Raw genomic sequence first — 23,319 nt, 5'->3', positions numbered from 1 at the left:
TCAGTATCCCCCGCCGCTCCGGGCCCCGGCGCCCTCCCCGGCGGGCGGCACGGGCGCCCGTCCGGCGGTGTCCGGGATCCGCCGCGTCAGCCAGAGGAAGTCGCCGAGACCACCGCGCGCGGTCAGCTCGGCCGCCTCGCCCGCGGCGGCGAGCGCCCGGACGTAACCGGCGGGATCGGCCGAGGCGAGCGAGAGCGGCGGCCGTTCCCCGGAGACCCCGAGCCGCCGCAGCGCCTCCCGCTGCGTCGTCAGCTCGCCGAACGGCCCCCCGCACGCGTCCATGGCCACGTGCGCGGTCACGTCGCAGCTTCCGTCCGGGGCGGGCGGGACCTCTCGGCCCGCGCGGAAGCCGGTCAGGGTGCCGTAGGACGGTCGGCACGCGCGCACGTGCGCGTAGTCCGCGGCCACCGCGCGGCCCGCCGCCACCGCGTCCACCGCCGCCGCCCACGCCTCGTCGCGCGGTCGGCCGATCTCCGCGCGCGTGCCCGGCTCCCGCAGCGGCCACCAGCGGGCCAGCCACTCCGCGTCCGGGCCCGCGACCGTGCCGCCGAGGCGTTCCGTGCCGTCCGCGCGCACCTCCACGTACCGGACGGTGCCGTCGGCGGCCACCTCTGCCACGTCCACCGGCACGTTGTCGAGCCACTCGTTGGCGAAGAGCAGCCCCCGCACCCCGCGCGGCACCTCGGAGGTCCACTCGATCCGGGGATCGAGCCCCGCTGGACGGGCCGCCCGCTCCACCGCGTACGCCCGGACCACGAGCCCGCCCCCGGCGTCCTCCGAGGCCCCGTCCTCCGCGCCCCCGTCCTCCGAGGCTCCGTTCTCCGCGGCTCCGTCGAGCGCGGCGAGGACCCCGGTGAGCAGTTCGCCCCGGCCCGCGCCCACGTCCACGAGGTCGACCGCGCGCGTCCCGAGGTCCCGGGCGACCTCGCCGAGCAGCCGGGCCACCGCGCCCGCGAAGAGCGGGGAGGCGTGCACCGAGGTCCTGAAGTGCCCCGCCGGCCCCTCGGGCCGCCGGTAGAAGCCCTCGGGGCCGTACAGCGCCCGTTCCGTGGCCGCCCGCCACCCCTGCCACCGACCTGTCTCATCCGTCACGGACCCCAGTCTCCACCTCGGGGTGTACGGGTCTCCCGTGAAGGATCGACCCCACGGTTGATCCGGGCACCCCCTCTCTTCCCTACTCTGGGTGACGTGCAGCGCCTCTACGACTTCCTCCGCAGACACCCGACGGGCGTCGACACCTTCTGGGCCGTCGTCCTCCTCGGGTTCTCCCTGCTGTGGGTGGGATCGGCCTACCCGTCGGTGGAGCGGCCCTTCGCGTACGGAATCGTCGCCGCGCTCTTCTCCCTGGTGGTGGCCCTGCGGCGGCGCGCCCCCGAGAAGATGCTGCTGCTGACGTGCGTCCTGGGGGCCGCCCAGCTCGTCCTCGACCTGGCGCCGTTCGTCGCCGACTTCGCGATGCTCGTGATCGTCTTCACGGTCGCGGCGCACGCCGGACCCCGCTGGGCCTCCCGCCTCGCGCTCGCCGGCGCCCTCGGCGCCTCCACGCTCTCCCAGCTCAGATGGCCCCTCCAGGGCACCGAGTCGGACGCCGCCCGGGTCTTCTTCGCGGTCATCATGACCGTGCCGTTCGTGCTCGCCTGGGTCCTCGGCGACTCGCTCCGCACCCGCCGCGCCTACTTCGCGCAGCTGGAGGAGCGGGCCTCCCGCCTGGAGAAGGAGCGCGAGGCCCAGGCCAAGGTGGCGGTCGCCGCCGAGCGGGCCAGGATCGCCCGCGAGCTGCACGACGTCGTCGCGCACAACGTGTCGGTGATGGTCGTCCAGGCGGACGGCGCCGCCTACGTCATGGACTCCTCCCCGGAGACCGCCAAGCAGGCCCTGGAGACCATCTCGACCACCGGCCGGCAGGCCCTCGCCGAGATGCGAAGACTCCTGGGCATCCTGCGCACCGGAGAGCACCGGGAGGCCGGGGAGTACGTTCCCCAGCCCGACGTGGGACAGATCGAGGACCTCGTCGAGCAGGTGCGGGGCGCCGGGCTCACCGTCGACTTCGCGATCGAGGGCAGCCCCCGCCCGCTCCCCAGCGGCGTCGAACTCACCGCGTACCGGATCGTGCAGGAAGCCCTCACCAACACGCGCAAGCACGGCGGACCCGACGTCGGGGCCAGCGTCCGCCTGGTCTACTTCGACGACGGTCTCGGCCTGCTCGTCGAGGACGACGGGCGGGGCGCACCGCAGGAGATGTACGAGGACGGGGGCGCCGACGGCCGGGGTCATGGTCTGATCGGCATGCGGGAGCGGGTCGGCATGGTGGGCGGCACGCTGGACGCGGGTCCGCGCCCCGGCGGCGGTTTCCGGATCAGCGCCCTGCTGCCCCTGAAGTCCTCCGTCCACTGACATCCGCGCCGGGGCCGTTCCCCGGCACGGCTGCGGGCCCTCCCGACACGGAGCCCGACGCCCCTCCCCGTCCGCTCACCGACGACCCCGAAGGAACCCGATGTCCATCCGCGTGATGCTTGTCGACGACCAGGTGCTGCTGCGCACCGGTTTCCGCATGGTGCTGGCCGCCCAGCCGGACATGGAGGTCGTCGCGGAGGCGGGCGACGGGGTCGAGGCCCTGGAGGTGCTGCGCGGGACGGAGGTGGACGTCGTCCTGATGGATGTGCGCATGCCCAAGCTGGACGGGGTGGAGACGACCCGGCGGATCTGCTCCGAGCCGGACGCCCCGAAGGTGCTCATCCTGACCACCTTCGACCTCGACGAGTACGCGTTCTCCGGTCTGAAGGCGGGGGCGAGCGGCTTCATGCTGAAGGACGTGCCGCCCGCGGAGCTGCTCGCCGCGATCCGTTCGGTGCACAGCGGGGACGCGGTGGTGGCGCCCTCGACGACCCGGCGGCTCCTGGACCGCTTCTCTCCGCTGCTGCCGTCCTCGGGCCGGGAGCCGGAGCACAAGGAGCTGGGGCGCCTCACCGACCGGGAGCGGGAGGTGATGATGCTGGTCGCGCAGGGCCTGTCGAACGGCGAGATCGCCGCCCGGCTCGTCCTCTCCGAGGCGACCGTGAAGACCCATGTGGGCCGCATCCTGACCAAGCTGGGCCTGCGCGACCGGGTCCAGGTCGTGGTCCTCGCGTACGAGACGGGCCTGGTCCGGGCGGGCGGCGGGGGCACGGCGGGCTGAGCGCCGAGTGCCACCGAGTGCCGAGCGACCGGCACCGAGCCGGGCCTCTGAAGGGCCAGGTCCCTGAGAGGCCAGGTCCTTGAGGTGCCGGGCTCCTGAGGTGTCGGGTCCCTGAGGTGTCAGGTCCCTGAGGCGCCGGGCTCTTGAGGCGCCGGGTCCCTGAAGTGCCGGGCTCCCGAGGGGACGAGTCCCGCCCCCTCGGGCCTCGTCCCGGGGCCGGTCAGCGCAGGACGCTCTCCAGGAAGTCGCTGCCGAGCCGGGCGACGGCCGAGACGTCCAGCTGGTGGAGGACGTAACGGCCCCGGCGCTGGGTGGTGAGCAGCCCCGCCTTCTTCATGACCGCGAGGTGCCGGGAGACCTCGGGCGCGGTGACGTTGTGCCCGTCGGCCAGCTCGCTCGTCGAGCTCGACGCACGCGCAAGACTGCGGCAGAGCCGCATCCGCAGCGGGTGGGCGAGGGCCTCGATGCGCAGGGTGACCTCCTCGACGGAGGCGGCGCCGCCGAGGTCACGGTCGGCGACCGGGTACTGGATGACGGGCTGCCAGCCGGAGGCGTAGAGGGCGAAGAGGTGCGGCCAGCCGAAGGCCGTCGGCAGAAACGTCACGGCGGGGCTCACGGCGCTCGTCCGGCCCTGGACCAGCTTGTCGACGACGATCCGGGAACCCGCCTCGTCCTCTTCGAGGGAGAGCGCGGGGGAGGCGTCGGCGAGGGCCGCCGCCAGTCCCTTGCGGCGCAGCAGCTCCGTCTTGTGGCGGGCGTCGGCGGCCAGCTGCACCCGCACCCGGCGCCAGGTGTCGGCGAAGAACGCCTCGTCGCAGTCCTCCAGGAGCCGCCGGATCCACGCGCGCGTGCCGGGCGGGTCGGCCAGCATCCGCTCCACGAAGGCGACCTGCCGAGGACCGCGCGCGGCGGCCAGGTCGAGGGCACGGCGGCGCGCCCGCTCGTCGACGAGCGGGGAGGGGGTGCCGTCGCGGTACGTGTTGTTGCAGGAGATCTCCAGGGCGGAGCCGACGTACTTCTCGTCGTCCATGCGATCGAGGTCGTCCAGCTCCTCCGCCAGGGTCTCCCGGGGCTGCGCGGGCAGCAGGATGTCCGAGCGGGTGGAGTTCCACATGAAACCGGCCTCGTGGAGCCGGTCCGCCAGCTCCGGCCTGAGCGCGGCGGACGTGCTGGTCGTCCAGGCGTGGAGCCGGGCGTGGTGCGCGGGCTCGGCGAGGGCGTGCAGGGCGGCGCCCAGCTCGGCCAGGGGCGAGGGGCCGAAGGTGATCCGCTCGTGCGGCAGTCCGGTGATGTCGATGGTCACGCTCACCCCTCCATAGTGCGGGGTGGGATATGGGTGGTGTCGTGACGATTGACGGGGGCCGTCAATCGGCATGGCGGCGGACGTCGGCCCGTCGTTTGACGAGCCCCGTCAAACGACTCGGCGCGGCGCGGAGGAGCGGCGCACGGTGAGCCCATGAACGCCATGCAGCAGCACCTCTTCGACACGTATCGGGCCGCGCGGCTCGGGGAGCCCGCACCGCCCGCGCCCGGCACCCATGACGTCGCCGTCCTGCGGGAAATCCGCGACCGCCGCCGCTTCACCCGGGTCCTCGCGGGCCGCCCCGCCCGAGGCGCCCTCCGCCTCCGCTTCCGCCTCGCCTTCGCCCGCCGCGCGCAGACACGGTGAGCCACCGGGTCCTGAGCCGACAGGACTCCGGGGCAGCCGGGCCCTGAGCCGATCCGAGCCGAGCCGATCCGGGCCGAGCCGATCCGGGCCGAGCCGATCCGGGCCGGGCCCTTCTGCGCCAGCCGGATCCTGCCTGCCTCGTCAGCCGGACCGCCGAGCCCTTCCGTACGGCCTCACCCGTACGGCCTCCGGGCCCCACTCACCACCCCCGCCACCACTCACCACCCCGCGCACCTGCCAACCCGCTCACGCGTCCGCGCTCCCCCGTCCCACGTACGACAGAAACGTCCTCGCCGCCTCCCTCACGTCCTCCGCCGTCCACGCGAGACCCGGTTCCGTCACCGTGATCTCCGTGTACGCGACGCCCGGCGGGCCGCCCGCGCCCGGGGCGGACCAGCGGCGGAAGAGGGCCGTGCCGGTCTCCTCGGTCTGGGCGAGGGCCGCCGCCGTCAGGGTCTCCGGCGGATACGGCAGCCAGACCTGGAACTGATGCGTGTGCGGCGGCTCGGGATGGACGCGGAACCAGCCCGCCCCCGCCTCCTCGAAGGCCTCCCGCAGGGCGTCCGCCACCACGCGCGCGTGGGCCGTGTACGCGGGCAGCCGGGGCAGCTCCGCGTCGAGACCGCGCAGCGCGGCGAGCGCCGCCGGGTACTGCTGGAAGACCTGGCCCCCGTACCGGTGGCGCCAGATCCTGGCCTCCTCCATGACCTCCTCCGGACCGGCGAGGGCCGCGCCCGACATGCCGCCGAGGGACTTGTAGAACGACACGTAGACGCTGTCGGCGAGCCCCGCGATCTCCGCGAGCGGGCGGCCGAGACGGGTCGTGCACTCCCAGAGCCTGGCCCCGTCGAAGTGGACCACCGCGTCCCGCTCCCGGGCCGCCTCCACGACCTCGGTCAGCTCCCGCCAGGTCGGCAGGACGAAACCGGCGTCCCGCAGCGGCAGCTCCAGCATCAGCGTCCCGAAGGGCTCCGGATGGTCCCGCACCTCCCGCGCCGTCGGAAGCCGGGGCGCGTCGGTCGGATGGACCGTGCGAAGCCCGGAGACGGCCCCGAACGCGCCGTTCTCGTGCACCTCGGGGTGGGCCAGCGGATGGAGGGCGACGACGGGGCTCCCGGTCCGCCCGGCCCAGCAGCGCAGGGCCGCCTGCTGGGCCATGGTGCCGGTCGGGAAGAAGACGGCGGCGGGCATCCCCAGCTCGGCCGCGACCCGCCGTTCCAGGACCTCCACCAGGCCGTCGCCGTAGGCGTCGAGCGGCTGCCCGCCGTACCCCGCGGCGTCCGTCCAGTCGGCGAGTTCCCGCAGGCGCGCACCGGCCGTGCCGTCCGCCGGGCCGCGCCACAGGGCGCGCTCGGCACCGCCCCAGACCTTCGCCCGATGCCGCCGGGCGGCTTCCTCGTCCACAGGGTCCACAGGATTCATGAGCCGATCATCACACCATCGTCCCCACCCTGTGGACAGCCGCGGGACAGCCAGGAAAGAGCGTGAAACGCTGGCGTAGCATGACCAGAAATCGTCCGGTACCCGCCGAGGACTGGAACGGAAGGCCGACCCCATCGTGAACGCACCAGCAGCGCCGGAGACCCGGGCCGAGGACCGACCGGCCCGGCTCACCGTAGGCGTCGTCGGCGCCGGCCGGGTGGGCCCCGCCCTCGCCGCCTCCCTCCGGCTCGCCGGACACCGCCCCGTCGCCGTCTCCGCCGTCTCCGAGACCTCCCGCCGCCGCGCCGCCGCCCTCCTGCCCGAGGTGCCCGTCGTCGAGCCCGCGCGCGTCCTGGCCCTCGCCGACCTGGTCCTGCTCACCGTCCCCGACGACGCCCTGCCCGGTCTCGTCGAAGGGCTCGCCGACACCGGGGCCGTCCGGCCGGGCCAGCTGATCGCGCACACCTCGGGCCGGTTCGGGACACGGGTCCTCGACCCCGCCCGGCAGGCCGGCGCGCTGCCGCTCGCCCTGCACCCCGCCATGACCTTCACCGGCACCGAGGTCGACGTCCAGCGGCTCGCGGGCTGCTCCTTCGGCGTCACCGCCCCCGAGGAGCTGCGGCTCGCCGCCGAGGCACTGGTGATCGAGATGGGCGGCGAGCCCGAGTGGATCGCCGAGGACGCCCGCCCGCTCTACCACGCGGCCCTGGCCCTCGGCGCGAACCACCTCGTCACCCTGGTGGCCCAGTCGATGGAACTCCTCCGCACGGCGGGCGTCGCCGCCCCCGACCGGATGCTCGGCCCGCTCCTCGGCGCCGCCCTGGACAACGCCCTGCGGTCCGGCGACGCGGCGCTCACCGGCCCCGTCGCGCGCGGCGACGCGGGCACCGTGGCCGCCCACGTCGCGGAGCTGCGCAAGCACGCGCCCGCCGCCGTCGCCGGATACCTGGCGATGGCCCGTACGACCGCGGACCGGGCGCTCGCGCACGGACTGCTCAAGCCCGAGCTGGCCGAGGACCTGCTGGGCGTACTCGCCGAGGGGGAGACCCGATGACCAGCTCGCCGTCCACACCCCCCGGCGCTCCCGGCGCCCCCGCGCCCCTCGCCCCCGTCCGCACCGCGCGCGAACTGCGCGCCGTCGGCACGGGCGGTCCCCGGGCCGTCGTCATGACCATGGGCGCCCTCCACGAAGGCCACGCCACCCTGATCAGGGCCGCCCGCGCGCGCGTCGGCGCCGAGGGCACCGTCGTCGTCACCGTCTTCGTCAACCCGCTCCAGTTCGGCGCGGGCGAGGACCTCGACCGCTACCCCCGCACCCTCGACGCCGATCTGGACCTGGCCCACGCGGCGGGCGCGAGCGCCGTCTTCGCCCCCGCCGTCGACGAGGTCTACCCGGGCGGCGAGCCGCAGGTGCGGATCACCGCGGGACCCATGGGCGAGCGCCTCGAAGGCGCCTCCCGCCCCGGCCACTTCGACGGCGTCCTGACCGTCGTCGCCAAGCTCCTCCACCTCACCGCCCCCGACCTGGCGTTCTTCGGCCAGAAGGACGCCCAGCAGCTGGCGCTCATCCGCCGCATGGTCAGGGACCTGAACTTCCCCGTGGAGATCGTCGGCGTGCCCACCGTCCGCGAGGCCGACGGGCTCGCCCTGTCCAGCCGCAACCGGTATCTGTCGGCGGGCGAGCGGATCACCGCCCTCGCCCTCTCCCGCGCGCTGTTCGCCGCCCGCGACCGGCTCGCCGCGCAGGAGGCGCTCCGCGCGCGTGCCGCCGCCCTGCCCGGCGCCCAGGGGCGGGCCGGGACCCGCGCCGAGGCCCTCTCCCGGCTCGGCGAGGCACGGGCCGCGGCCGACGCCCACGCGGTCGCCCAGGCGGTCGCGCAGACGGCCGAAGGCCAGGGCGCCGGAGCCGTCAGGGCCGCCGCCCGCGCGGTCCTCGACGCGGCGGCGAGGACCGAGCCGCCGCTCACCCTCGACTACCTGGCCTTCGTCGACCCGGCGGACTTCACCGAGGTCGCCGAAGGACACGAGGGAGAGGCGGTCCTCGCCATCGCCGCCCGCGTGGGCGCCACCCGCCTGATCGACAACCTTCCCCTCCACCTCGGAGACACCGGGTCTCCGCAGGACCCCACGTTCGGAGCGACCCCGTGACCGGAATACGGCTGCACGCCCCCGCACCCGGCTGGGCCATCGACGCCGATGTCGTCGTGGTCGGCTCCGGGGTCGCGGGCCTCACCGCCGCCCTGCGCTGCACCGCCGCCGGGCTCCGTACGGTCGTCGTCACCAAGGCGCGGCTCGACGACGGCTCCACCCGCTGGGCCCAGGGCGGCGTCGCCGCCGCCCTGGGCGAGGGCGACACCCCGGAGCAGCACCTCGACGACACCCTCGTCGCCGGAGCCGGACTCTGCGACGAGCACGCCGTACGCGCCCTGGTCACCGAGGGCCCCGACGCCGTCCGCAGGCTCATCGCGACCGGCGCCCACTTCGACGAGGACGCCGAGGGCGGCATCGCGCTCACCCGCGAGGGCGGCCACCACCGCGACCGGATCGCCCACGCGGGCGGCGACGCCACGGGCGCCGAGATCTCCCGCGCCCTGGTCGAGGCGATACGGGACCAGGGCGTGCGCACCATCGAACACGCGCTCGTCCTGGATCTCCTGACCGACGCCGAAGGCCGTACGGCCGGTGTGACCCTGCACGTCATGGGCGAGGGACAGCACGACGGCGTCGGCGCGGTCCACGCGCCCGCCGTGGTCCTCGCCACCGGCGGCATGGGCCAGGTCTTCTCGGCCACCACCAACCCGGCGGTCTCCACCGGCGACGGCGTGGCACTCGCCCTGCGCGCCGGGGCCGAGGTCTCCGACCTGGAGTTCGTCCAGTTCCACCCCACGGTGCTCTTCCTCGGCGCGGGCTCCGAGGGCCAGCAGCCGCTGGTCTCCGAGGCCGTCCGGGGCGAAGGCGCCCACCTGGTCGACGCCGACGGCGTCCGGTTCATGACCGGCCAGCACGAACTGGCCGAACTGGCGCCCCGGGACATCGTCGCCAAGGCGATCATCCGCCGGATGATCGAGCAGGGCACCGAGAACATGTACCTCGACGCCCGCCACTTCGGCGCCACGATGTGGGCCAAGCGCTTCCCCACCATCCTCGCCGCCTGCCGCGCCCACGGCATCGACCCGGTGACCGAGCCCATCCCCGTCTCCCCCGCCGCCCACCACGCCTCCGGCGGCGTCCGCACCGACCTGCGCGGCCGTACCACCGTCCCCGGGCTCTACGCCTGCGGCGAGGCCGCCTGCACCGGCGTCCACGGCGCCAACCGCCTCGCCTCCAACTCGCTCCTCGAAGGCCTGGTCTTCGCCGAGCGGATCGCCGAGGACATCGCCGCCGCCGCACCCCGCGCCCCCGGCGCCCCGGTGCCGCACCCGTCCCCCGCGACCCTGCCGCTGCCCGTGGCCGGCGCCCGCCCCCGCATCCAGCGGATCATGACCACGGGCGCCGGGGTGCTGCGCTCCGAGGCCGGACTGCGGGAGGCGGCGGAGGCCCTCGAAGCACTCCACACGGACTCCCTCGCGGGCGGCACCGACGACACCAAGGCGGGGGAGCCGGGCGTGGACGCCTGGGAGACCACCAACCTGCTGTGCGTGGCCCGGGTCCTGGTCGCCGCCGCCCGCCGCCGCGAGGAGACCCGCGGCTGCCACTGGCGCGAGGACCACCCCGACCGCGACGACACCGCCTGGCGGCGGCACCTGGTCGTCCGCCTCACCCCGGAACGGACGCTCGCCGTCGAGGCGACCGGCACCCATGACTTCCCCCCCACATCCGATGCCCCAAGGGAGCCGTAAGTGACCACGCCCGAGGAAGCCCGTCCGCAGCCCGTGGACGTCCCCCTGATCCAGATCGGCGCCCGCGCGGACGCCGAGGAGCCCGGCGGCTGCGGCGACGGCTGTGGCTGCGGCGGCGCGGAGGAGTTCGAGTGCGGGCTCGACCCCGCGCTCGCCGAACTGCTCGCCGACGCGGGCCTCGACCCCGTGCAGGTCGAGGACATCGCGCACCTCGCCATCGCCGAGGACCTCGACGGCGGCGTCGACGTCACGACCGTGGCGACCGTCCCCGAGGACGCCGTCGCCACCGCCGACTTCACCGCCCGCGAGGCCGGTGTCGTGGCCGGTCTGCGGGTCGCCGAGGCCGTCCTTTCGATCGTCTGCGCCGACGAGTTCGAGGTCGAGCGGCACGTGGAGGACGGCGCGCGCGTCGCGGCGGGCGAGGTCCTGCTCAGCGTCACCGCCCGCACCCGCGACCTGCTCACCGGCGAGCGCAGCGCGCTCAACATCCTGTGCCGCCTCTCCGGCATCGCCACCGCCACGCGCGCGTGGGCGGACGTCCTGGAGGGCACGAAGGCCAAGGTCCGCGACACCCGCAAGACCACGCCGGGACTGCGCGCCCTGGAGAAGTACGCGGTCCGCTGCGGCGGCGGCGTCAACCACCGCATGTCGCTCTCCGACGCGGCCCTCGTCAAGGACAACCACGTGGTGGCGGCGGGCGGCGTCGCCGAGGCCTTCCAGGCCGTCCGCGAGCTCTTCCCCGAGCTGCCCATCGAGGTCGAGGTCGACACGATGCACCAGGTCCGCGAGGTCCTGGACGCGGGCGCCGACCTGATCCTGCTCGACAACTTCACCCCGGGCGAGACCGAGGAGGCCGTCGCCCTGGTCGCGGGCCGCGCGGTCCTGGAGTCCTCGGGCCGGCTGACCCTGGAGAACGCGGCGGCGTACGCGTCGACCGGCGTGGACTACCTGGCGGTCGGCGGCCTCACCCACTCCTCCCCGATCCTCGACATCGGCCTCGACCTGCGCGAGGTGCGCGCCTGATGCTGCTCACCATCGACGTCGGCAACACGCACACGGTCCTCGGTCTCTTCGACGGTGACGAGATCGTCGAGCACTGGCGGATCTCCACCGATCCGAGCCGCACCGCCGACGAGATGGCGGTCCTGCTCCAGGGCCTCATGGGCATGCACCCGCTGCTCGGCGTGGAGCTGAGCGACGGCATCGAGGGCATCGCGATCTGCGCGACCGTCCCCTCGGTCCTGCACGAACTGCGCGAGGTCACCCGCCGGTACTACGGGGACGTCCCGGCGGTCCTGGTGGAGCCGGGCGTCAAGACGGGCGTCCCGATCCTCACGGACAACCCCAAGGAGGTCGGCGCGGACCGCGTGATCAACGCGGTGGCCGCCGTCGAGCTGTACGGCGGCCCGGCGATCGTCGTCGACTTCGGCACGGCGACGACGTACGACGCGGTGACCGTGCGCGGCGAGTACGCGGGCGGCGCGATCGCGCCCGGCATAGAGATCTCGGTCGAGGCACTCGGCGTCCGGGGCGCCATGCTCCGCAAGATCGAGCTGGCCAGGCCCCGCAGCGTGATCGGCAAGAACACGGTCGAGGCCATGCAGGCGGGCATCGTCTACGGGTACGCGGGCCAGGTCGACGGCGTCGTCGCCCGGATGAAGCGTGAGCTGGTCGGCCCGCACGGCGACCCCTCGGACGTCACCGTGATCGCGACCGGCGGCCTCGCGCCGATGGTCCTCTCCGACTCCAAGGAGATCGACGAGCACGAGCCCTGGCTGACCCTGATCGGCCTGCGGCTGGTGTACGAGCGGAACGTGTCCCGGATGTGAGCGGGAGCGGGCCCCGGAGCCGAACGGACTCCGCGCGCGAGCGGGTCGGAGGGCGGGGCGAGCGCCTTCCGACGGAGGGGTGACCGCCCTCCGGCGGCGGGGTGACCGCCTTCCTGGCGGTGGGGTGACCGCCCTCCGGCGGCGCGGCGACCGCCTTCCTGGCGGTGGGGTGACCGTCCTCCGGCGGTGGAGTGACCGTCCTCCGGCGGCGCGGCGACCGCCCTCCCGACGGCAGGCCGACAGCACCCGACCCGCCGTCAGGAGGCCCCCTCCGGCGCGGCGTGACGACCCCTCAGAGAATTTTGTCCGATAAGCGCGTATCGTCGGCTCATGCCCACGCCTTACGGATCCCGTGGGGGCATGGCTTTCAGCGCGGACGAGCTGCGTGTTCTCCGCCGTGCCCTCTCCGCAGTCCTGTATCCCGCCCCGCTCCAGGACGAGGACGTCAGGGACGCCCTGCGCCTGGCCGAAGCCGTGGACGAGGCCGCCCGAGAGGCGGGCAGGCTGCGCGCCTTCCTCCTCGACGACCTGGCCCGCTACCGCGAGGCACTCCCCGGCTCCCTCGGCGGCTATCTGGAACTCCTCCAGGACGCCCTGGCCGCCGGATACGACCCCGGGGCCGACGACCTCGCCGCGCTGCGGGCCCTGCGGGAGGTGCCGGCCGCCGAAGCGCTGCTCACCCGCTGCCAGGTCATCGCCGAGGCTTCCGTACGCGCCCGGCTCGCCCGGGTCTCCGGCGCCGCCGCCACCGCCGTCCCCGGCTCCCGGGCCCGGCTGCTCGCCCTCCCCGGCGGTCGCGCGGCGGGCGACGACCCCAAGCCGACGCCCCCGGCACCGGCCGAGCGTCCGGTGCCCAAGCCGAACGAGGTCTTCCCGCCGCGCCGACGGCCCGTACCGCCGCCCCCGCCCGAGGAACGCGCCGCCGGATAGCTACTCTGGTCGCCATGGACTACGTATCCGCGCTCCTGCCCCCCGTCGTGATGGCCGCCTTCTTCATCGGTCTCGTCGTCACGATCGTCAAGAGCCAGGGCGGGCCGAACAAGCACAAGGAGGACGCGGTCGTGGACGCCGCGCTCGCGCGTGCCGAGGCCGCCCGTCAGGCGGACGGCACTCCCGCCTCCTGAGCCACCCCGCTTTCCCGGGACGGCCGCCCCGACGGCCGGCCGTCCCTTCCGGACGCATGCCCTTACCGGCCGTGCGTCCTTTTTGTTTCGCCGTCCGTCGTCCAGCCTTCGATCGTTCTTCGTTCCGGCTCCACTTCTGTCTTCGACGGGTGTCATCGCGTGCCGTCAATCGACGCTTATTGGCCGTTTACGCACTAAAGTGACGCTGTGCCCCGTCCCCTGGGAGAGCTCGAAGACGCCGTCATGAGCCGCGTCTGGCAATGGAACCGTCCGGTGACCGTCCGGGAAGTCCTGGAGGACCTTCAGCGGGAACGGTCCATCGCCTACACCACCGTCATGACCGTCATGGACAATCTTCATCAGAAGGGCTGGGTGCGCCGGGAAGTCGAAGGCCGCGCCTATCGATATACGGCGGTCTCCACCCGCGCCGCCTACTCCGCCGCCCTGATGAACGAGGCATGGGGCCGCAGCGACAATCCGGCCGCCGCACTCGTCGCCTTCTTCGGGATGATGTCGCCGGAGCAGCGCGCGGCACTCGACGACGCCATCCGGATCGTGCAGCGCGACACCCCGCAGCCCGCCCCGCCCGAGGAGGGCGCCGAGGGCCCGGTGGACCAGGAGCGATAGCGTCCCCCCATGTCACCGTCCGCGCCCTCGTCCCCGTCATCGTCGCCGGAGCATCCGGCGTCCCCGCGCCCCGGCAGGGCCGTCACCGTCCGCCGGGCCCGTACCTCCGACGTGGCGGCGGTCCGCCGTCTCGTCGACCCCTACGTGGGCCGGGGCATCCTGCTCGACAAGGCCACCGTCACCCTTTACGAGTCCATCCAGGAGTTCTGGGTCGCGGAACGCGACGAGGACGCCGAGGTCGTCGGATGCGGCGCTCTTCACGTCATGTGGGAAGACCTCGCCGAAGTCCGCACTCTCGCCGTGGACCCGGAGTTCAAGGGCGCGGGCGTGGGACATCAGGTGCTGGACAAGTTGTTGCACACGGCCCGTTGGCTGGGGGTGCGCCGGGTATTCTGTCTGACCTTCGAAGTGGACTTCTTCGCGAAGCACGGCTTCGTCGAGATCGGCGAGACCCCGGTCGACGGAGATGTCTACAGCGAGCTCCTGCGTTCCTATGACGAGGGAGTCGCCGAGTTCCTCGGTCTCGAACGAGTGAAGCCGAACACCTTGGGCAACAGCCGGATGCTTCTGCACCTGTGAGCTGAACCCCGGGCGAACCCGCCAGGAACCCTATGTCCGAATCGCGCACGTTTCCCGTGCGTCCAGGGTTCTGAACCTCTCCCAAGGGTTTGTGTTTTCCCGGCAAAAGCGGTTTCCTTTCCGCGTACTGCATTTTCGATGAAAGGAAATCCGGTGGCACAGAAGGTTCAGGTCCTTCTTGTCGACGACCTCGACGGCGTCGAGGCGGACGAGACCGTGACGTTCGCGCTGGACGGCAAGACCTACGAGATCGACCTCACCACCGCCAACGCGGAAAAGCTCCGCGGCCTGCTTGAGCCGTATACGAAGAGCGGCCGTCGTACCGGTGGTCGTACCGCCGGCGGGCGTGGCAAGGGCCGTGCCGTGGCGACGGGCAGCCAGGACACCGCGAAGATCCGCGCGTGGGCCAAGGAGAACGGCATGAACGTGAACGACCGCGGTCGCGTTCCCGGCGACATCAAGGCCGCCTACGAGGACGCGAACCGCTGAGGCGCCGGCTGCCGGGTCGCCGGACCACCGGTCCGGGTACTCAGCAGCAGCGCCCGGTGGCACTCCACGGCGGCGGCGGCCACGAGCCGCGTCAGGCACGGGCCGTCCGCCCCGCCCCACGGCGCGGACCGCAGGGCGGGCAGCGAGGACTCGACCTCGCGGCCCGGCACCGGGGGGCGCAGCCACACGGAGCCGGCCGGTGCGCCGGAGCCCTCCCGCCCCGGGGGAAGGGGCGCGGTCATCCGGCCTCCGGTGCCCAGCGCCGCGAGGTCGAGCGCGATCCCGCCCCACTCCAGCCAGTCGAGCAGTCCCGGCAGCTCCTCGGCCGTCCCGGCGGCCACGAGCAGCCGCATCCGGCCCCCTGACAGGGCCACGGGCCCCGTCGGGCCCATCCGGCCGAGCAGTCGCCGTCCGGCCCCCGCGGGCAGCTCCAGGACGTCGAAGCGCAGCCCGGTGGCCAGTCGCACCGGGGGCCCCGCCACCGTCGCCCAGCCGAGTTCCCGCTCGTACCACCGGGCGGTGCCGCCGTCGAGCGGCGTACGGGGCGGCGGCACGGTGAAGGGCATGCCCGGGGAACTCCGGGCGAGCCGCCTTGGTTACGCCCCCCCTGTGACGCGCTGTTCCCCGCCGTACGCGCGAGGTGTCCGGGATGGGGCGTACGAGTGCATTCGGCAGCGCAAGGGTGTTCGCTGGTAGCGGAGGGAACCGGGGTGTGCCGCATGGAGTGTCGGTCCTTACGGGTAAGACATTCCTAGTGGAGAGGGACGACCCGCCGGGTTCCGCGTCTCGCGTTCGCCAACGGCGTACTGAAGGCTCGGGTAACTACTTGGCCTGGGGGAACATCGTCTCGCACCATCGGGTTGGAGCATTTGTCGGCTGTTCGGCAGCAGGTCTCCCCGCGTGAAGAGGGGTGATCCGGACGGATGTCGGCAGTTGGAATGAGCGGTCCCCGCTTGCGGGACTAAGCTGCGGAAGGACAGGGAGGGGATCGACCCCTAACTGACTGACCGCTCTGAGGAGCGATTAACGATGTTCGAGAGGTTCACCGACCGCGCGCGGCGGGTTGTCGTCCTGGCTCAGGAAGAAGCCCGGATGCTCAACCACAACTACATCGGCACCGAGCACATCCTTCTGGGCCTTATCCACGAGGGTGAGGGTGTCGCCGCTAAGGCCCTGGAGAGCCTCGGGATTTCGCTCGAGGCGGTCCGCCAGCAGGTGGAGGAGATCATCGGGCAGGGCCAGCAGGCCCCGTCCGGGCACATCCCCTTCACCCCTCGTGCCAAGAAGGTCCTGGAGCTGTCGCTCCGGGAGGCCCTCCAGCTCGGCCACAACTACATCGGCACCGAGCACATCCTGCTCGGCCTGATCCGCGAGGGCGAGGGCGTCGCCGCCCAGGTCCTCGTGAAGCTGGGCGCCGACCTCAACCGGGTGCGGCAGCAGGTCATCCAGCTGCTCTCCGGCTACCAGGGCAAGGAAGCCGCCACCGCGGGCGGTCCTGCCGAGGGCACCCCCTCGACGTCCCTGGTCCTCGACCAGTTCGGCCGCAACCTCACCCAGGCGGCCCGCGAATCCAAGCTCGACCCGGTCATCGGGCGCGAGAAGGAGATCGAGCGGGTCATGCAGGTGCTGTCCCGCCGCACCAAGAACAACCCGGTCCTCATCGGCGAGCCCGGCGTCGGCAAGACCGCCGTCGTCGAGGGCCTGGCGCAGGCCATCGTCAAGGGCGAGGTGCCCGAGACCCTCAAGGACAAGCACCTCTACACCCTGGACCTCGGCGCGCTGGTCGCCGGCTCCCGCTACCGCGGTGACTTCGAGGAGCGCCTGAAGAAGGTCCTCAAGGAGATCCGCACCCGCGGCGACATCATCCTGTTCATCGACGAGCTCCACACCCTGGTGGGTGCGGGTGCCGCCGAGGGCGCGATCGACGCCGCCAGCATCCTCAAGCCGATGCTGGCCCGCGGTGAGCTCCAGACCATCGGTGCGACCACGCTCGACGAGTACCGCAAGTACCTGGAGAAGGACGCCGCGCTGGAGCGCCGCTTCCAGCCCATCCAGGTCGCGGAGCCGTCGCTGCCGCACACCATCGAGATCCTCAAGGGTCTGCGCGACCGGTACGAGGCCCACCACCGGGTCTCCATCACCGACGAGGCCCTCGTCCAGGCCGCGACCCTGGCCGACCGGTACATCTCGGACCGCTTCCTCCCGGACAAGGCGATCGACCTGATCGACGAGGCCGGCTCCCGGATGCGCATCCGCCGGATGACCGCGCCGCCGGACCTGCGCGAGTTCGACGAGAAGATCGCCGGCGTCCGCCGCGACAAGGAGTCCGCGATCGACTCGCAGGACTTCGAGAAGGCCGCCTCGCTCCGCGACAAGGAGAAGCAGCTCCTCGCCGCGAAGGCCAAGCGCGAGAAGGAGTGGAAGGCCGGCGACATGGACGTCGTCGCCGAGGTCGACGGCGATCTGATCGCCGAGGTCCTCGCGACCGCCACCGGCATCCCGGTCTTCAAGCTGACCGAGGAGGAGTCCAGCCGCCTGCTCCGCATGGAGGACGAGCTCCACAAGCGCGTCATCGGGCAGAAGGACGCCGTCATCGGCCTCTCCCGCGCCATCCGCCGTACGCGTGCCGGTCTCAAGGACCCCAAGCGTCCCGGTGGCTCGTTCATCTTCGCCGGTCCGTCCGGTGTCGGTAAGACCGAGCTTTCGAAGGCGCTCGCCGAATTCCTCTTCGGCGACGAGGACGCGATGATCTCCCTCGACATGTCGGAGTTCAGCGAGAAGCACACCGTCTCGCGTCTCTTCGGTTCGCCGCCCGGATACGTCGGCTACGAAGAGGGCGGCCAGCTCACCGAGAAGGTGCGCCGCAAGCCGTTCTCCGTCGTCCTGTTCGACGAGGTCGAGAAGGCCCACCCCGATATCTTCAATTCCCTGCTCCAGATCCTGGAAGACGGTCGTCTGACCGACTCCCAGGGCCGGGTCGTGGACTTCAAGAACACGGTCATCATCATGACCACCAACCTCGGGACCAGGGACATCTCGAAGGGCTTCAACCTGGGCTTCGCGGCTCAGGGCGACACGAAGTCCAACTACGAGCGGATGAAGGCGAAGGTCAGCGACGAGCTGAAGCAGCACTTCCGCCCCGAGTTCCTCAACCGTGTGGACGACATCATCGTCTTCCCGCAGCTGACCCAGGACGACATCCTCCAGATCGTCGACCTGATGATCGGCCGTGTGGACGAGCGCCTGAAGGACCGGGACATGGGCATCGAGCTCTCCCAGTCCGCCAAGGAGCTGCTCGCCAAGAAGGGCTACGACCCGGTGCTCGGCGCCCGTCCGCTCCGCCGGACGATCCAGCGCGAGATCGAGGACACGCTGTCGGAGAAGATCCTCTTCGGCGAGCTGCGCTCCGGTCACATCGTGGTCGTGGACACCGAGGGCGAGGGCGAGGAGCGCGCGTTCACCTTCCGCGGCGAGGAGAAGTCGGCGCTGCCGGACGCCCCGCCGATCGAGGCGACGGGCGGCACGGGCCCGAACCTCTCGAAGGAAGCGTGAGCGAGCGGTAGCGCTCGACGCGCAAGCACAGGGGCGGCCCCGGAACCGATCGGTTCCGGGGCCGCCCCTTTTCCGCCCTCTAGAGGAAGCGGATCTCGACGGTGTCGGCGAGGCGGTCGGCGCCCGTCACGGACCTGCTGCTGACGCGGAGGATCTCCAGGTCCGCGAGGGCGGCCAGCGGGCTGACGTCCACCTCGTCGTCGGTGCCGGTGACGAGACCGAACTGCCACAGGCCGGGGAACACCCGGGTGACGGCCCGCAGCGGGGAGGTGTCGTCCATGGCGTCGAGGACGAGGGCGCGGATGTGGGGGAGGACGAGACCGTCGGGTACGGAATCCAGATCGGTCTCCTCGATCGCGAGCGTCCGCAGCCGAGGCAGCCCGGCCAGCTCCCGCCAGTCGTGCGCGGTGAGCGGGTACGCCGCCCAGAGGGCCAGGTCGCGCAGGGCGGTGTACGCGTGCAGCGCCCCCAGTCCCTCCTGCGGCCAGGAGCTGAAGGAGAGGTCCTTCAGGGGCGTCCCGGCAGGCACGTCGGCCAGCCGCCAGTAGGAGGCGTCGGGGAGGTCCAGAGTCAGGGTCTCCAGCCGGGTCAGCCCGGAGAGCGCGGTGAGGTCGGGTTCGGTGCCCAGCCGGGTCAGCTTGAGGGAGACCGGGTCGCAGGCGGCCAGCAGCTCCCGTACCGCCTCGTCCGGGACGTCGGTGCCGATGAGCAGCCGTTCGGGGTGCAGCCCGCGCCGGAGGAGTTCCGCCGCCTGGTCGTCCCGTACGACGGAGAAGTCCAGGCCCTCCGGGTCCAGGCGGGTCACCACCGCCTCCGCGTAGGCGGTGGCGTCGAAGCGCTGCCAGCCCCAGATCAGCTGGGCCCGGACCGGGAGCGCCGGGTGGTCGGCGAAGCGGGCCAGATAGGGGAGGGCCGCCTCGGCGGGGATGTGCGTGGCGGTCGTCACCACCATTCGGGCGTCCTCGTCGCCCAGCCCCTCCGGGCCCGGGAGCAGGTCCAGGACCAGTCGGCCGGCTGTCGCCAGTTCCCTGGCCTCCTCGGGGGAGCGGGGCGGGATGAGGGCCGCCGTCCGGGCCAGTACCTCCTCCCGTACCGCCTGGGCCACCTCGGTGGCGTGGCTCAGGGCGGTCGCCGCCAGGACGAGCAGGCGGAGCTGGGCCGGGCGGTCCTCGGCGGTGTCCGCCGCCTTGAGGAGTTCGCGCAGGATCTCCGCGCACTCGCGCGGGCGGGCGTGGCCGACCGCCATGCGGATGACGTCCTCCCAGCGGTCGTCGTCCGCGTGCTCGACGAGGACGCCGATGTCCCAGTGGTCGATCAGTGCCTTCGCCGCCAGATAGTCCTGGAAGGTGCGGTGGACGAAGTCGACGGTGTCGGTGGTGGGCTCGCGCAGCAGTCCGCTGCGGTGGAGCAGATGGGTGAAGACCTGGTCGGGGGCGTAGGCGGAGGCCTCGACCATGGCGGGGACGGCCTCCGTGACGATCGAGCGGGCGTGCTCGCGGTCCATCTGGAGGCGCCCGTTCCGGGTGAGCCAGTAGGCGAGCCGCTGGACCAGCTGGATCTGCGGGGCCTCGTCAAGCTCGATGCCGTACGGGTTGCCCATGCCCCGCTCGCGGTCGCGGCGGGAGAGGAGCATCGAGAGGGCGGAGTCGTAGAGCGTCTTGCGGCCCCGGGGGAGGTAGCCGTGCCGGTCGCGGTGGAGGGCGCAGACCAGGCCGCACATGAGGGGGCTGGTGGCGAGCTGGGCGACGTGTTCGGTGGTGCGCAGGGCGTCGAGGAGGGGCTGTTCGTAGGCCGCCGCGTCGGGGCCCGCGGCCTTGTGCCAGCGGCGTACGAAGGTGTCGACCTCGGTGCGTGACATGGGGGAGAGGGTCAGATCGGCGAAGCCGTCCCTGGCCAGCCAGTTTCCGGCGACGGCGGTGGGGCGGGCGGTCACCAGCCAGCGGTTGCCCTCGTAGGCGGTGAGCAGGTCGCGGAGCCAGTCGCGGGCCCGTCCGCGCTCGGTCTCGGGGATCTCGTCGATGCCGTCGACGAGGATCAGGCCCCGTCCGGCGGCCAGGACCCGGTCGACCCAGCCGTCGGGCGGGGTGAGGGGACAGCCCGAGGCGGGGAGGAAGCGGTCGGGGGCGGGGAGCCGCTCGCCGTGCCGGGTGAGGGTGCGCAGCGGCAGGACGAAGGGGATGCGGCCGTGCAGGTACGCCATGCCCTCGGGGCGTTCGGCGGAGGCGGCGGAGGCGGTCAGCCACTGGACGAGGGTGGTCTTGCCGGAGCCCGCGAGGCCGCGCAGGAGGACCTTGTCGTGGCGGGCGAGGGCGAGGTCGGCGTGGAGGGGGGTGTGTTCCCGCCGTTGGGGGCCGAGGAGGACGGTGTCGCCGGGGCGGCCTTCCGTGCCGGTCGCTTCGAGGGACAGATAGGCCATGTCGAGCGGCCATTCCCCGGGGGACCGGTGCAGGTCGATGCCGTAGATGGTCAGGCGGCCGTGCTTCCTGGCGAGGTGGTCCAGATAGCGGCGCTCGAAGTCGGCGTCCCGGCCGTCGGCGCGGGGGATCCGGCGGATGAGTTCGTCGACCTTGGCGATCAGCTCGGTCTGGCCGCGGGTCTGCTCGACGAGGGTGCGGGCGACGAAGGTGGAGCGGCGGGTGAAGAACTCCAGGATGTGCAGGCAGGCCCAGTCGGTGAGGGTCTCCAGGTAGCGGACGGAGTCCGTGGCGAGGCCGTCGGGGGCGGGGGCGGCGGCGCGGAGCCGTCGGGCGAGTTCGCTTGAGCCGAGGCGGACGGCCTGGACGTCGTCCATGTCGAGGTCGCCGAGGGCGAGGAGGGTGGCGGCGAGGGCGTCGGTGACGGCCTCGGTCTCGTCGGCGGGGAAGGGGCGCCGTCCGGCGTCGTCCTGGGAGCGGGCGACGAGGGCGGCGGCCAGTTTCCGGACGTCCTTCTCGCCGAGGGTGCGCTTCTCGCCCCGGAAGGAGACGAGGGCGGAGAGCCGGACGGGGCCGGACTGGCCGGTGATTCCGGCTCCTGGGCCTTCGCTGACCAGCAGTTTCTTCAGAATCGGGCCGATCGCGGCCGAGGCGAGGCGCGTGCCGATGAGCACCGGATCCATGGTGGTCCCCCCAGTAGGTCTCCAGGCCGGTCAGCGTAGTGGGAACGGCCCTGGGGGACGGCCGGGTCGCGTGACCCAGCTCGCATCCGGGGCCGGGGGCTGGTGACAAGGCGCACAGGGGTTTCGGGGGGTACTAGCCGGAATAGTGGCGGCCTTTGGCGGGGGTTCGGGACCTTCGGGCGGTGGCGCCGGGACTTTGGTCCCTCGGGGTCCCGAATCGGACGCGGGGCGTTGTTTCCGGCGGTCGCGGAGCCTCGTGACGTGCCGATAAACCGACATATCGGGGTCGTTATGTCGGTTTAGTGAGGGCGGTGGGCGGGGTAGGCGGGGTGCTTCGCTCGCGGAGATCGCTACGACGCAATGTCGTAGATGGGGTGTTTTGGCCTGAATGGGGGTCCGGGTTACCAAGGTGGAGCAAGCCCGGCGCGGCACTGTCCGCGGCGGGTTCCGCACTTCCCTTTCGTCCCACCCGGAGGTTTCCCCCCGTATGTCGAAGCGCGTCATGAACCCCGTCGTCCGTCGTACCGCCGTCGCTCTCGCCACCGCGGGTCTCGGAGCGTCGCTGGTGGCCGGAGCAGGGTCCGCCTTCGCCGCCGAGGGCAAGACCGCCGCTCCGGTCGCACTCAACGCGTCCGCGGCCGTCGCCGCCCAGGCCGAGGCCCAGGCCCACGTCGCCGCCCAGCTGAAGGCCGCCGTCGCGAAGGCCGAGACCGGCGCCGTCCAGGCGGCCGCCGTCAAGACCGTCGCGACGAAGGCCTCCGCGGCCTGGGTCAAGCCGGTCAGCTCCTACACGCTGAGCGCCAGCTTCAACCAGGGCGGCGCCATGTGGGCCCACAAGCACTCCGGCCAGGACTTCGCCGTCCCGGTCGGCACCTCGGTCAAGGCCGCCGCGGCGGGCACCGTCGTGAAGGCCGGCCCCAACGGCGGCGGCGACGGCCCGGCGTACGGCAACGCGATCGTCGTCAAGCACGCCGACGGGCGCTACTCGCAGTACGCTCACCTGTCGAAGATCCAGGTCCACATCGGCCAGCAGGTCTCCGCCGGTCAGCAGATCGCCCTCTCGGGCAACACCGGCAACTCCTCCGGCCCCCACCTGCACTTCGAGATCCGTACGACCCCGAACTACGGCTCGGCGCTGAACCCGGCCGCGTTCCTGCGGGCCCAGGGCGTCTTCATCTGACGCACCCGGGACGCGTCCGGGACGGCGCCCCCTCGGGGCGCCCCCGGGCACGACCCCGCCGGGCGCACCCCGCCGCCGTCTCAGGCGACCCCGTGGGCGGCGTTCAGCAGATCGAGGGCGACTTCGAGAGTGGCTTCACGCCTCTCCTCGGGGTCGCCCTCGACGTTGTGCAGGAAGAAGGTGCCCGCGTGCAGGGTGAAGATCGCGCTGGCGCAGCGGACCTGGTCGACCAGTGTGAAGTCGGGCCCCTGGAGCAGGTCGATCAGGGCGATCGTGCGTTCCTTGAGGCTGAGGCCGATGCTCAGCTCGCGGATGGTGGCCTGGTTCTCCTGCATGAAGCGGTAGAAGCGGGCGGCGGAGCCCAGGGCCTCCTGGTAGCGGCGCAGCAGTTCCTGCCGGTTCTCCAGGGTGGGTGGCTGCTCCTCGGCCCAGGCGATCAGCTCGTTCACCGGCCGGGTCATGTCGTCGAACATCTCGACGACGATGTCCTCCTTGGTCTTGAAGTGGTAGTAGAGCGCGGCCTTGGTGACATCGAGGCGTTCCGCGATCTCGCGCAGTGAGGTCTTCTCGTAGCCCTGTTCGACGAAGAGGTCCAGGGCCGCGTCCTTGATGCGCTGGCGGGTGTTGCCTCGGGCCATGACTGCCCTCCACTTTCCAAGAAACTTACTTGACGACCGGCTAGCTACCGGTCTAGCGTCCCCAGTGTAGTAACTAGCCGGGCGGCAAGTAAGGGAACG

Annotated in this window: 21 protein-coding genes; 15 read left to right on the top strand and 6 right to left on the bottom strand. The window is 72.7% G+C overall.

The features are described from left to right. On the bottom strand, positions 1–1,092 hold the full coding sequence (locus BU197_RS04060; RefSeq protein ID WP_188266791.1) for an SAM-dependent methyltransferase: 1,092 nt from the start codon (positions 1,090–1,092) through the stop codon (positions 1–3). Positions 1,093–1,188: 96 nt separating this feature from the next. Here BU197_RS04060 and BU197_RS04055 point away from each other — a divergent pair, with 96 nt between their 5' ends. Both BU197_RS04055 and BU197_RS04050 read left to right on the top strand, forming a co-directional pair. After that, positions 1,189–2,394 carry a sensor histidine kinase gene (locus BU197_RS04055; RefSeq protein WP_188266790.1) on the top strand — a complete coding sequence of 402 codons (1,206 nt, stop codon included), beginning with the start codon at positions 1,189–1,191 and terminating at the stop codon, positions 2,392–2,394. A gap of 100 nt (positions 2,395–2,494) precedes the next feature. Beyond that, positions 2,495–3,175, top strand: a complete 681-nt coding sequence (locus BU197_RS04050; protein ID WP_188266789.1) for a response regulator — start codon at positions 2,495–2,497, stop codon at positions 3,173–3,175. 220 nt (positions 3,176–3,395) lie between these two features. Here the strand turns inward: BU197_RS04050 and BU197_RS04045 are convergent, their stop codons facing one another. Next, positions 3,396–4,484 carry a DUF5937 family protein gene (locus BU197_RS04045; RefSeq protein ID WP_188266788.1) on the bottom strand — a complete coding sequence of 363 codons (1,089 nt, stop codon included), beginning with the start codon at positions 4,482–4,484 and terminating at the stop codon, positions 3,396–3,398. A gap of 147 nt (positions 4,485–4,631) precedes the next feature. Here BU197_RS04045 and BU197_RS04040 point away from each other — a divergent pair, with 147 nt between their 5' ends. Further along, the gene (locus tag BU197_RS04040; RefSeq protein WP_188266787.1) at positions 4,632–4,844 is read left to right on the top strand and encodes a hypothetical protein; all 213 of its coding nucleotides are present in this window, start codon (positions 4,632–4,634) and stop codon (positions 4,842–4,844) included. Between the two features lie 246 nt (positions 4,845–5,090). On the opposite strand, the gene BU197_RS04035 is transcribed toward BU197_RS04040, so the two are convergent. Next, positions 5,091–6,266 (bottom strand): threonine aldolase family protein, encoded by a 1,176-nt coding sequence (locus BU197_RS04035; RefSeq protein WP_188266786.1) that lies wholly within the window; start codon positions 6,264–6,266, stop codon positions 5,091–5,093. Positions 6,267–6,402: 136 nt separating this feature from the next. Between BU197_RS04035 and BU197_RS04030 the strand changes: the two genes are divergently transcribed. The 10 genes from BU197_RS04030 to BU197_RS03985 all read left to right on the top strand — a co-directional run bounded on the left by BU197_RS04030 (position 6,403) and on the right by BU197_RS03985 (position 14,753). After that, on the top strand, positions 6,403–7,320 hold the full coding sequence (locus BU197_RS04030) for a Rossmann-like and DUF2520 domain-containing protein (protein ID WP_188266785.1): 918 nt from the start codon (positions 6,403–6,405) through the stop codon (positions 7,318–7,320). After that, positions 7,317–8,414 (top strand): pantoate--beta-alanine ligase, encoded by a 1,098-nt coding sequence (panC, locus tag BU197_RS04025; RefSeq protein WP_188266784.1) that lies wholly within the window; start codon positions 7,317–7,319, stop codon positions 8,412–8,414. Before BU197_RS04030 ends, panC begins: the two co-directional genes overlap by 4 nt. Continuing rightward, positions 8,411–10,105 carry an L-aspartate oxidase gene (locus BU197_RS04020; RefSeq protein WP_188266783.1) on the top strand — a complete coding sequence of 565 codons (1,695 nt, stop codon included), beginning with the start codon at positions 8,411–8,413 and terminating at the stop codon, positions 10,103–10,105. Before panC ends, BU197_RS04020 begins: the two co-directional genes overlap by 4 nt. Next, positions 10,106–11,128, top strand: a complete 1,023-nt coding sequence (gene nadC / locus BU197_RS04015; RefSeq protein ID WP_188266782.1) for a carboxylating nicotinate-nucleotide diphosphorylase — start codon at positions 10,106–10,108, stop codon at positions 11,126–11,128. It begins immediately after the preceding gene. Then, positions 11,128–11,934 (top strand): type III pantothenate kinase, encoded by an 807-nt coding sequence (locus tag BU197_RS04010; RefSeq protein ID WP_188266781.1) that lies wholly within the window; start codon positions 11,128–11,130, stop codon positions 11,932–11,934. Before nadC ends, BU197_RS04010 begins: the two co-directional genes overlap by 1 nt. Before the next feature lie 360 nt (positions 11,935–12,294). Further along, positions 12,295–12,864 (top strand): hypothetical protein, encoded by a 570-nt coding sequence (locus BU197_RS04005; protein ID WP_188266780.1) that lies wholly within the window; start codon positions 12,295–12,297, stop codon positions 12,862–12,864. Positions 12,865–12,878: 14 nt separating this feature from the next. Continuing rightward, positions 12,879–13,058 carry a hypothetical protein gene (locus BU197_RS04000; RefSeq protein WP_188266779.1) on the top strand — a complete coding sequence of 60 codons (180 nt, stop codon included), beginning with the start codon at positions 12,879–12,881 and terminating at the stop codon, positions 13,056–13,058. Positions 13,059–13,265: 207 nt separating this feature from the next. Further along, positions 13,266–13,685 carry a BlaI/MecI/CopY family transcriptional regulator gene (locus BU197_RS03995; RefSeq protein ID WP_188266778.1) on the top strand — a complete coding sequence of 140 codons (420 nt, stop codon included), beginning with the start codon at positions 13,266–13,268 and terminating at the stop codon, positions 13,683–13,685. A 9-nt stretch (positions 13,686–13,694) separates the two neighbouring features. Next, a complete protein-coding gene (locus BU197_RS03990) occupies positions 13,695–14,264 on the top strand; it encodes an amino-acid N-acetyltransferase (protein ID WP_188266777.1) in 570 nt (189 codons plus the stop codon). A 153-nt stretch (positions 14,265–14,417) separates the two neighbouring features. Beyond that, the gene (locus tag BU197_RS03985) at positions 14,418–14,753 is read left to right on the top strand and encodes a histone-like nucleoid-structuring protein Lsr2 (RefSeq protein WP_188266776.1); all 336 of its coding nucleotides are present in this window, start codon (positions 14,418–14,420) and stop codon (positions 14,751–14,753) included. Here the strand turns inward: BU197_RS03985 and BU197_RS03980 are convergent. Then, positions 14,732–15,319 carry an SCO3374 family protein gene (locus BU197_RS03980; protein ID WP_188266775.1) on the bottom strand — a complete coding sequence of 196 codons (588 nt, stop codon included), beginning with the start codon at positions 15,317–15,319 and terminating at the stop codon, positions 14,732–14,734. The two genes, BU197_RS03985 and BU197_RS03980, sit on opposite strands and share 22 nt — an antisense overlap. A 463-nt stretch (positions 15,320–15,782) precedes the next feature. On the opposite strand from BU197_RS03980, the gene BU197_RS03975 reads away from it, so the two are divergent. Continuing rightward, positions 15,783–18,305, top strand: coding sequence for an ATP-dependent Clp protease ATP-binding subunit (locus BU197_RS03975; RefSeq protein ID WP_188266774.1), 2,523 nt, complete (start codon positions 15,783–15,785; stop codon positions 18,303–18,305). Positions 18,306–18,384: 79 nt separating this feature from the next. Here the strand turns inward: BU197_RS03975 and BU197_RS03970 are convergent, their stop codons facing one another. After that, positions 18,385–21,402, bottom strand: a complete 3,018-nt coding sequence (locus BU197_RS03970) for an NACHT domain-containing protein (protein WP_188266773.1) — start codon at positions 21,400–21,402, stop codon at positions 18,385–18,387. Positions 21,403–21,889: 487 nt separating this feature from the next. Between BU197_RS03970 and BU197_RS03965 the strand changes: the two genes are divergently transcribed. Beyond that, positions 21,890–22,582 (top strand): M23 family metallopeptidase, encoded by a 693-nt coding sequence (locus BU197_RS03965; protein WP_188266772.1) that lies wholly within the window; start codon positions 21,890–21,892, stop codon positions 22,580–22,582. An 80-nt stretch (positions 22,583–22,662) separates the two neighbouring features. Here the strand turns inward: BU197_RS03965 and BU197_RS03960 are convergent, their stop codons facing one another. Next, positions 22,663–23,220 (bottom strand): TetR/AcrR family transcriptional regulator, encoded by a 558-nt coding sequence (locus tag BU197_RS03960; protein WP_188266771.1) that lies wholly within the window; start codon positions 23,218–23,220, stop codon positions 22,663–22,665. Between the last annotated feature and the right edge of the window lie 99 nt (positions 23,221–23,319).

This window comes from Streptomyces sp. CBMA291, from assembly GCF_014596525.1.
GTDB lineage: Bacteria > Actinomycetota > Actinomycetes > Streptomycetales > Streptomycetaceae > Streptomyces.
The sequence above is the reverse complement of the archived record's forward strand: the minus strand, read 5'-3'. Positions and strand labels throughout refer to the sequence as shown.

What these genes read in the sequence shown, in the direction of transcription:
- BU197_RS04050 (WP_188266789.1), top strand. Translation starts at nt 2,495, where the DNA reads ATGTCCATCCGCGTGATGCTTGTCGACGACCAGGTGCTGCTGCGCACC.
- BU197_RS04040 (WP_188266787.1), top strand. Translation starts at nt 4,632, where the DNA reads ATGAACGCCATGCAGCAGCACCTCTTCGACACGTATCGGGCCGCGCGG.
- BU197_RS04035 (WP_188266786.1), bottom strand. Translation starts at nt 6,266, where the DNA reads ATGAATCCTGTGGACCCTGTGGACGAGGAAGCCGCCCGGCGGCATCGG.
- panC (WP_188266784.1), top strand. Translation starts at nt 7,317, where the DNA reads ATGACCAGCTCGCCGTCCACACCCCCCGGCGCTCCCGGCGCCCCCGCG.
- BU197_RS04010 (WP_188266781.1), top strand. Translation starts at nt 11,128, where the DNA reads ATGCTGCTCACCATCGACGTCGGCAACACGCACACGGTCCTCGGTCTC.
- BU197_RS04005 (WP_188266780.1), top strand. Translation starts at nt 12,295, where the DNA reads ATGGCTTTCAGCGCGGACGAGCTGCGTGTTCTCCGCCGTGCCCTCTCC.
- BU197_RS04000 (WP_188266779.1), top strand. Translation starts at nt 12,879, where the DNA reads ATGGACTACGTATCCGCGCTCCTGCCCCCCGTCGTGATGGCCGCCTTC.
- BU197_RS03990 (WP_188266777.1), top strand. Translation starts at nt 13,695, where the DNA reads ATGTCACCGTCCGCGCCCTCGTCCCCGTCATCGTCGCCGGAGCATCCG.
- BU197_RS03980 (WP_188266775.1), bottom strand. Translation starts at nt 15,319, where the DNA reads ATGCCCTTCACCGTGCCGCCGCCCCGTACGCCGCTCGACGGCGGCACC.
- BU197_RS03975 (WP_188266774.1), top strand. Translation starts at nt 15,783, where the DNA reads ATGTTCGAGAGGTTCACCGACCGCGCGCGGCGGGTTGTCGTCCTGGCT.
- BU197_RS03970 (WP_188266773.1), bottom strand. Translation starts at nt 21,402, where the DNA reads ATGGATCCGGTGCTCATCGGCACGCGCCTCGCCTCGGCCGCGATCGGC.
- BU197_RS03965 (WP_188266772.1), top strand. Translation starts at nt 21,890, where the DNA reads ATGTCGAAGCGCGTCATGAACCCCGTCGTCCGTCGTACCGCCGTCGCT.
- BU197_RS03960 (WP_188266771.1), bottom strand. Translation starts at nt 23,220, where the DNA reads ATGGCCCGAGGCAACACCCGCCAGCGCATCAAGGACGCGGCCCTGGAC.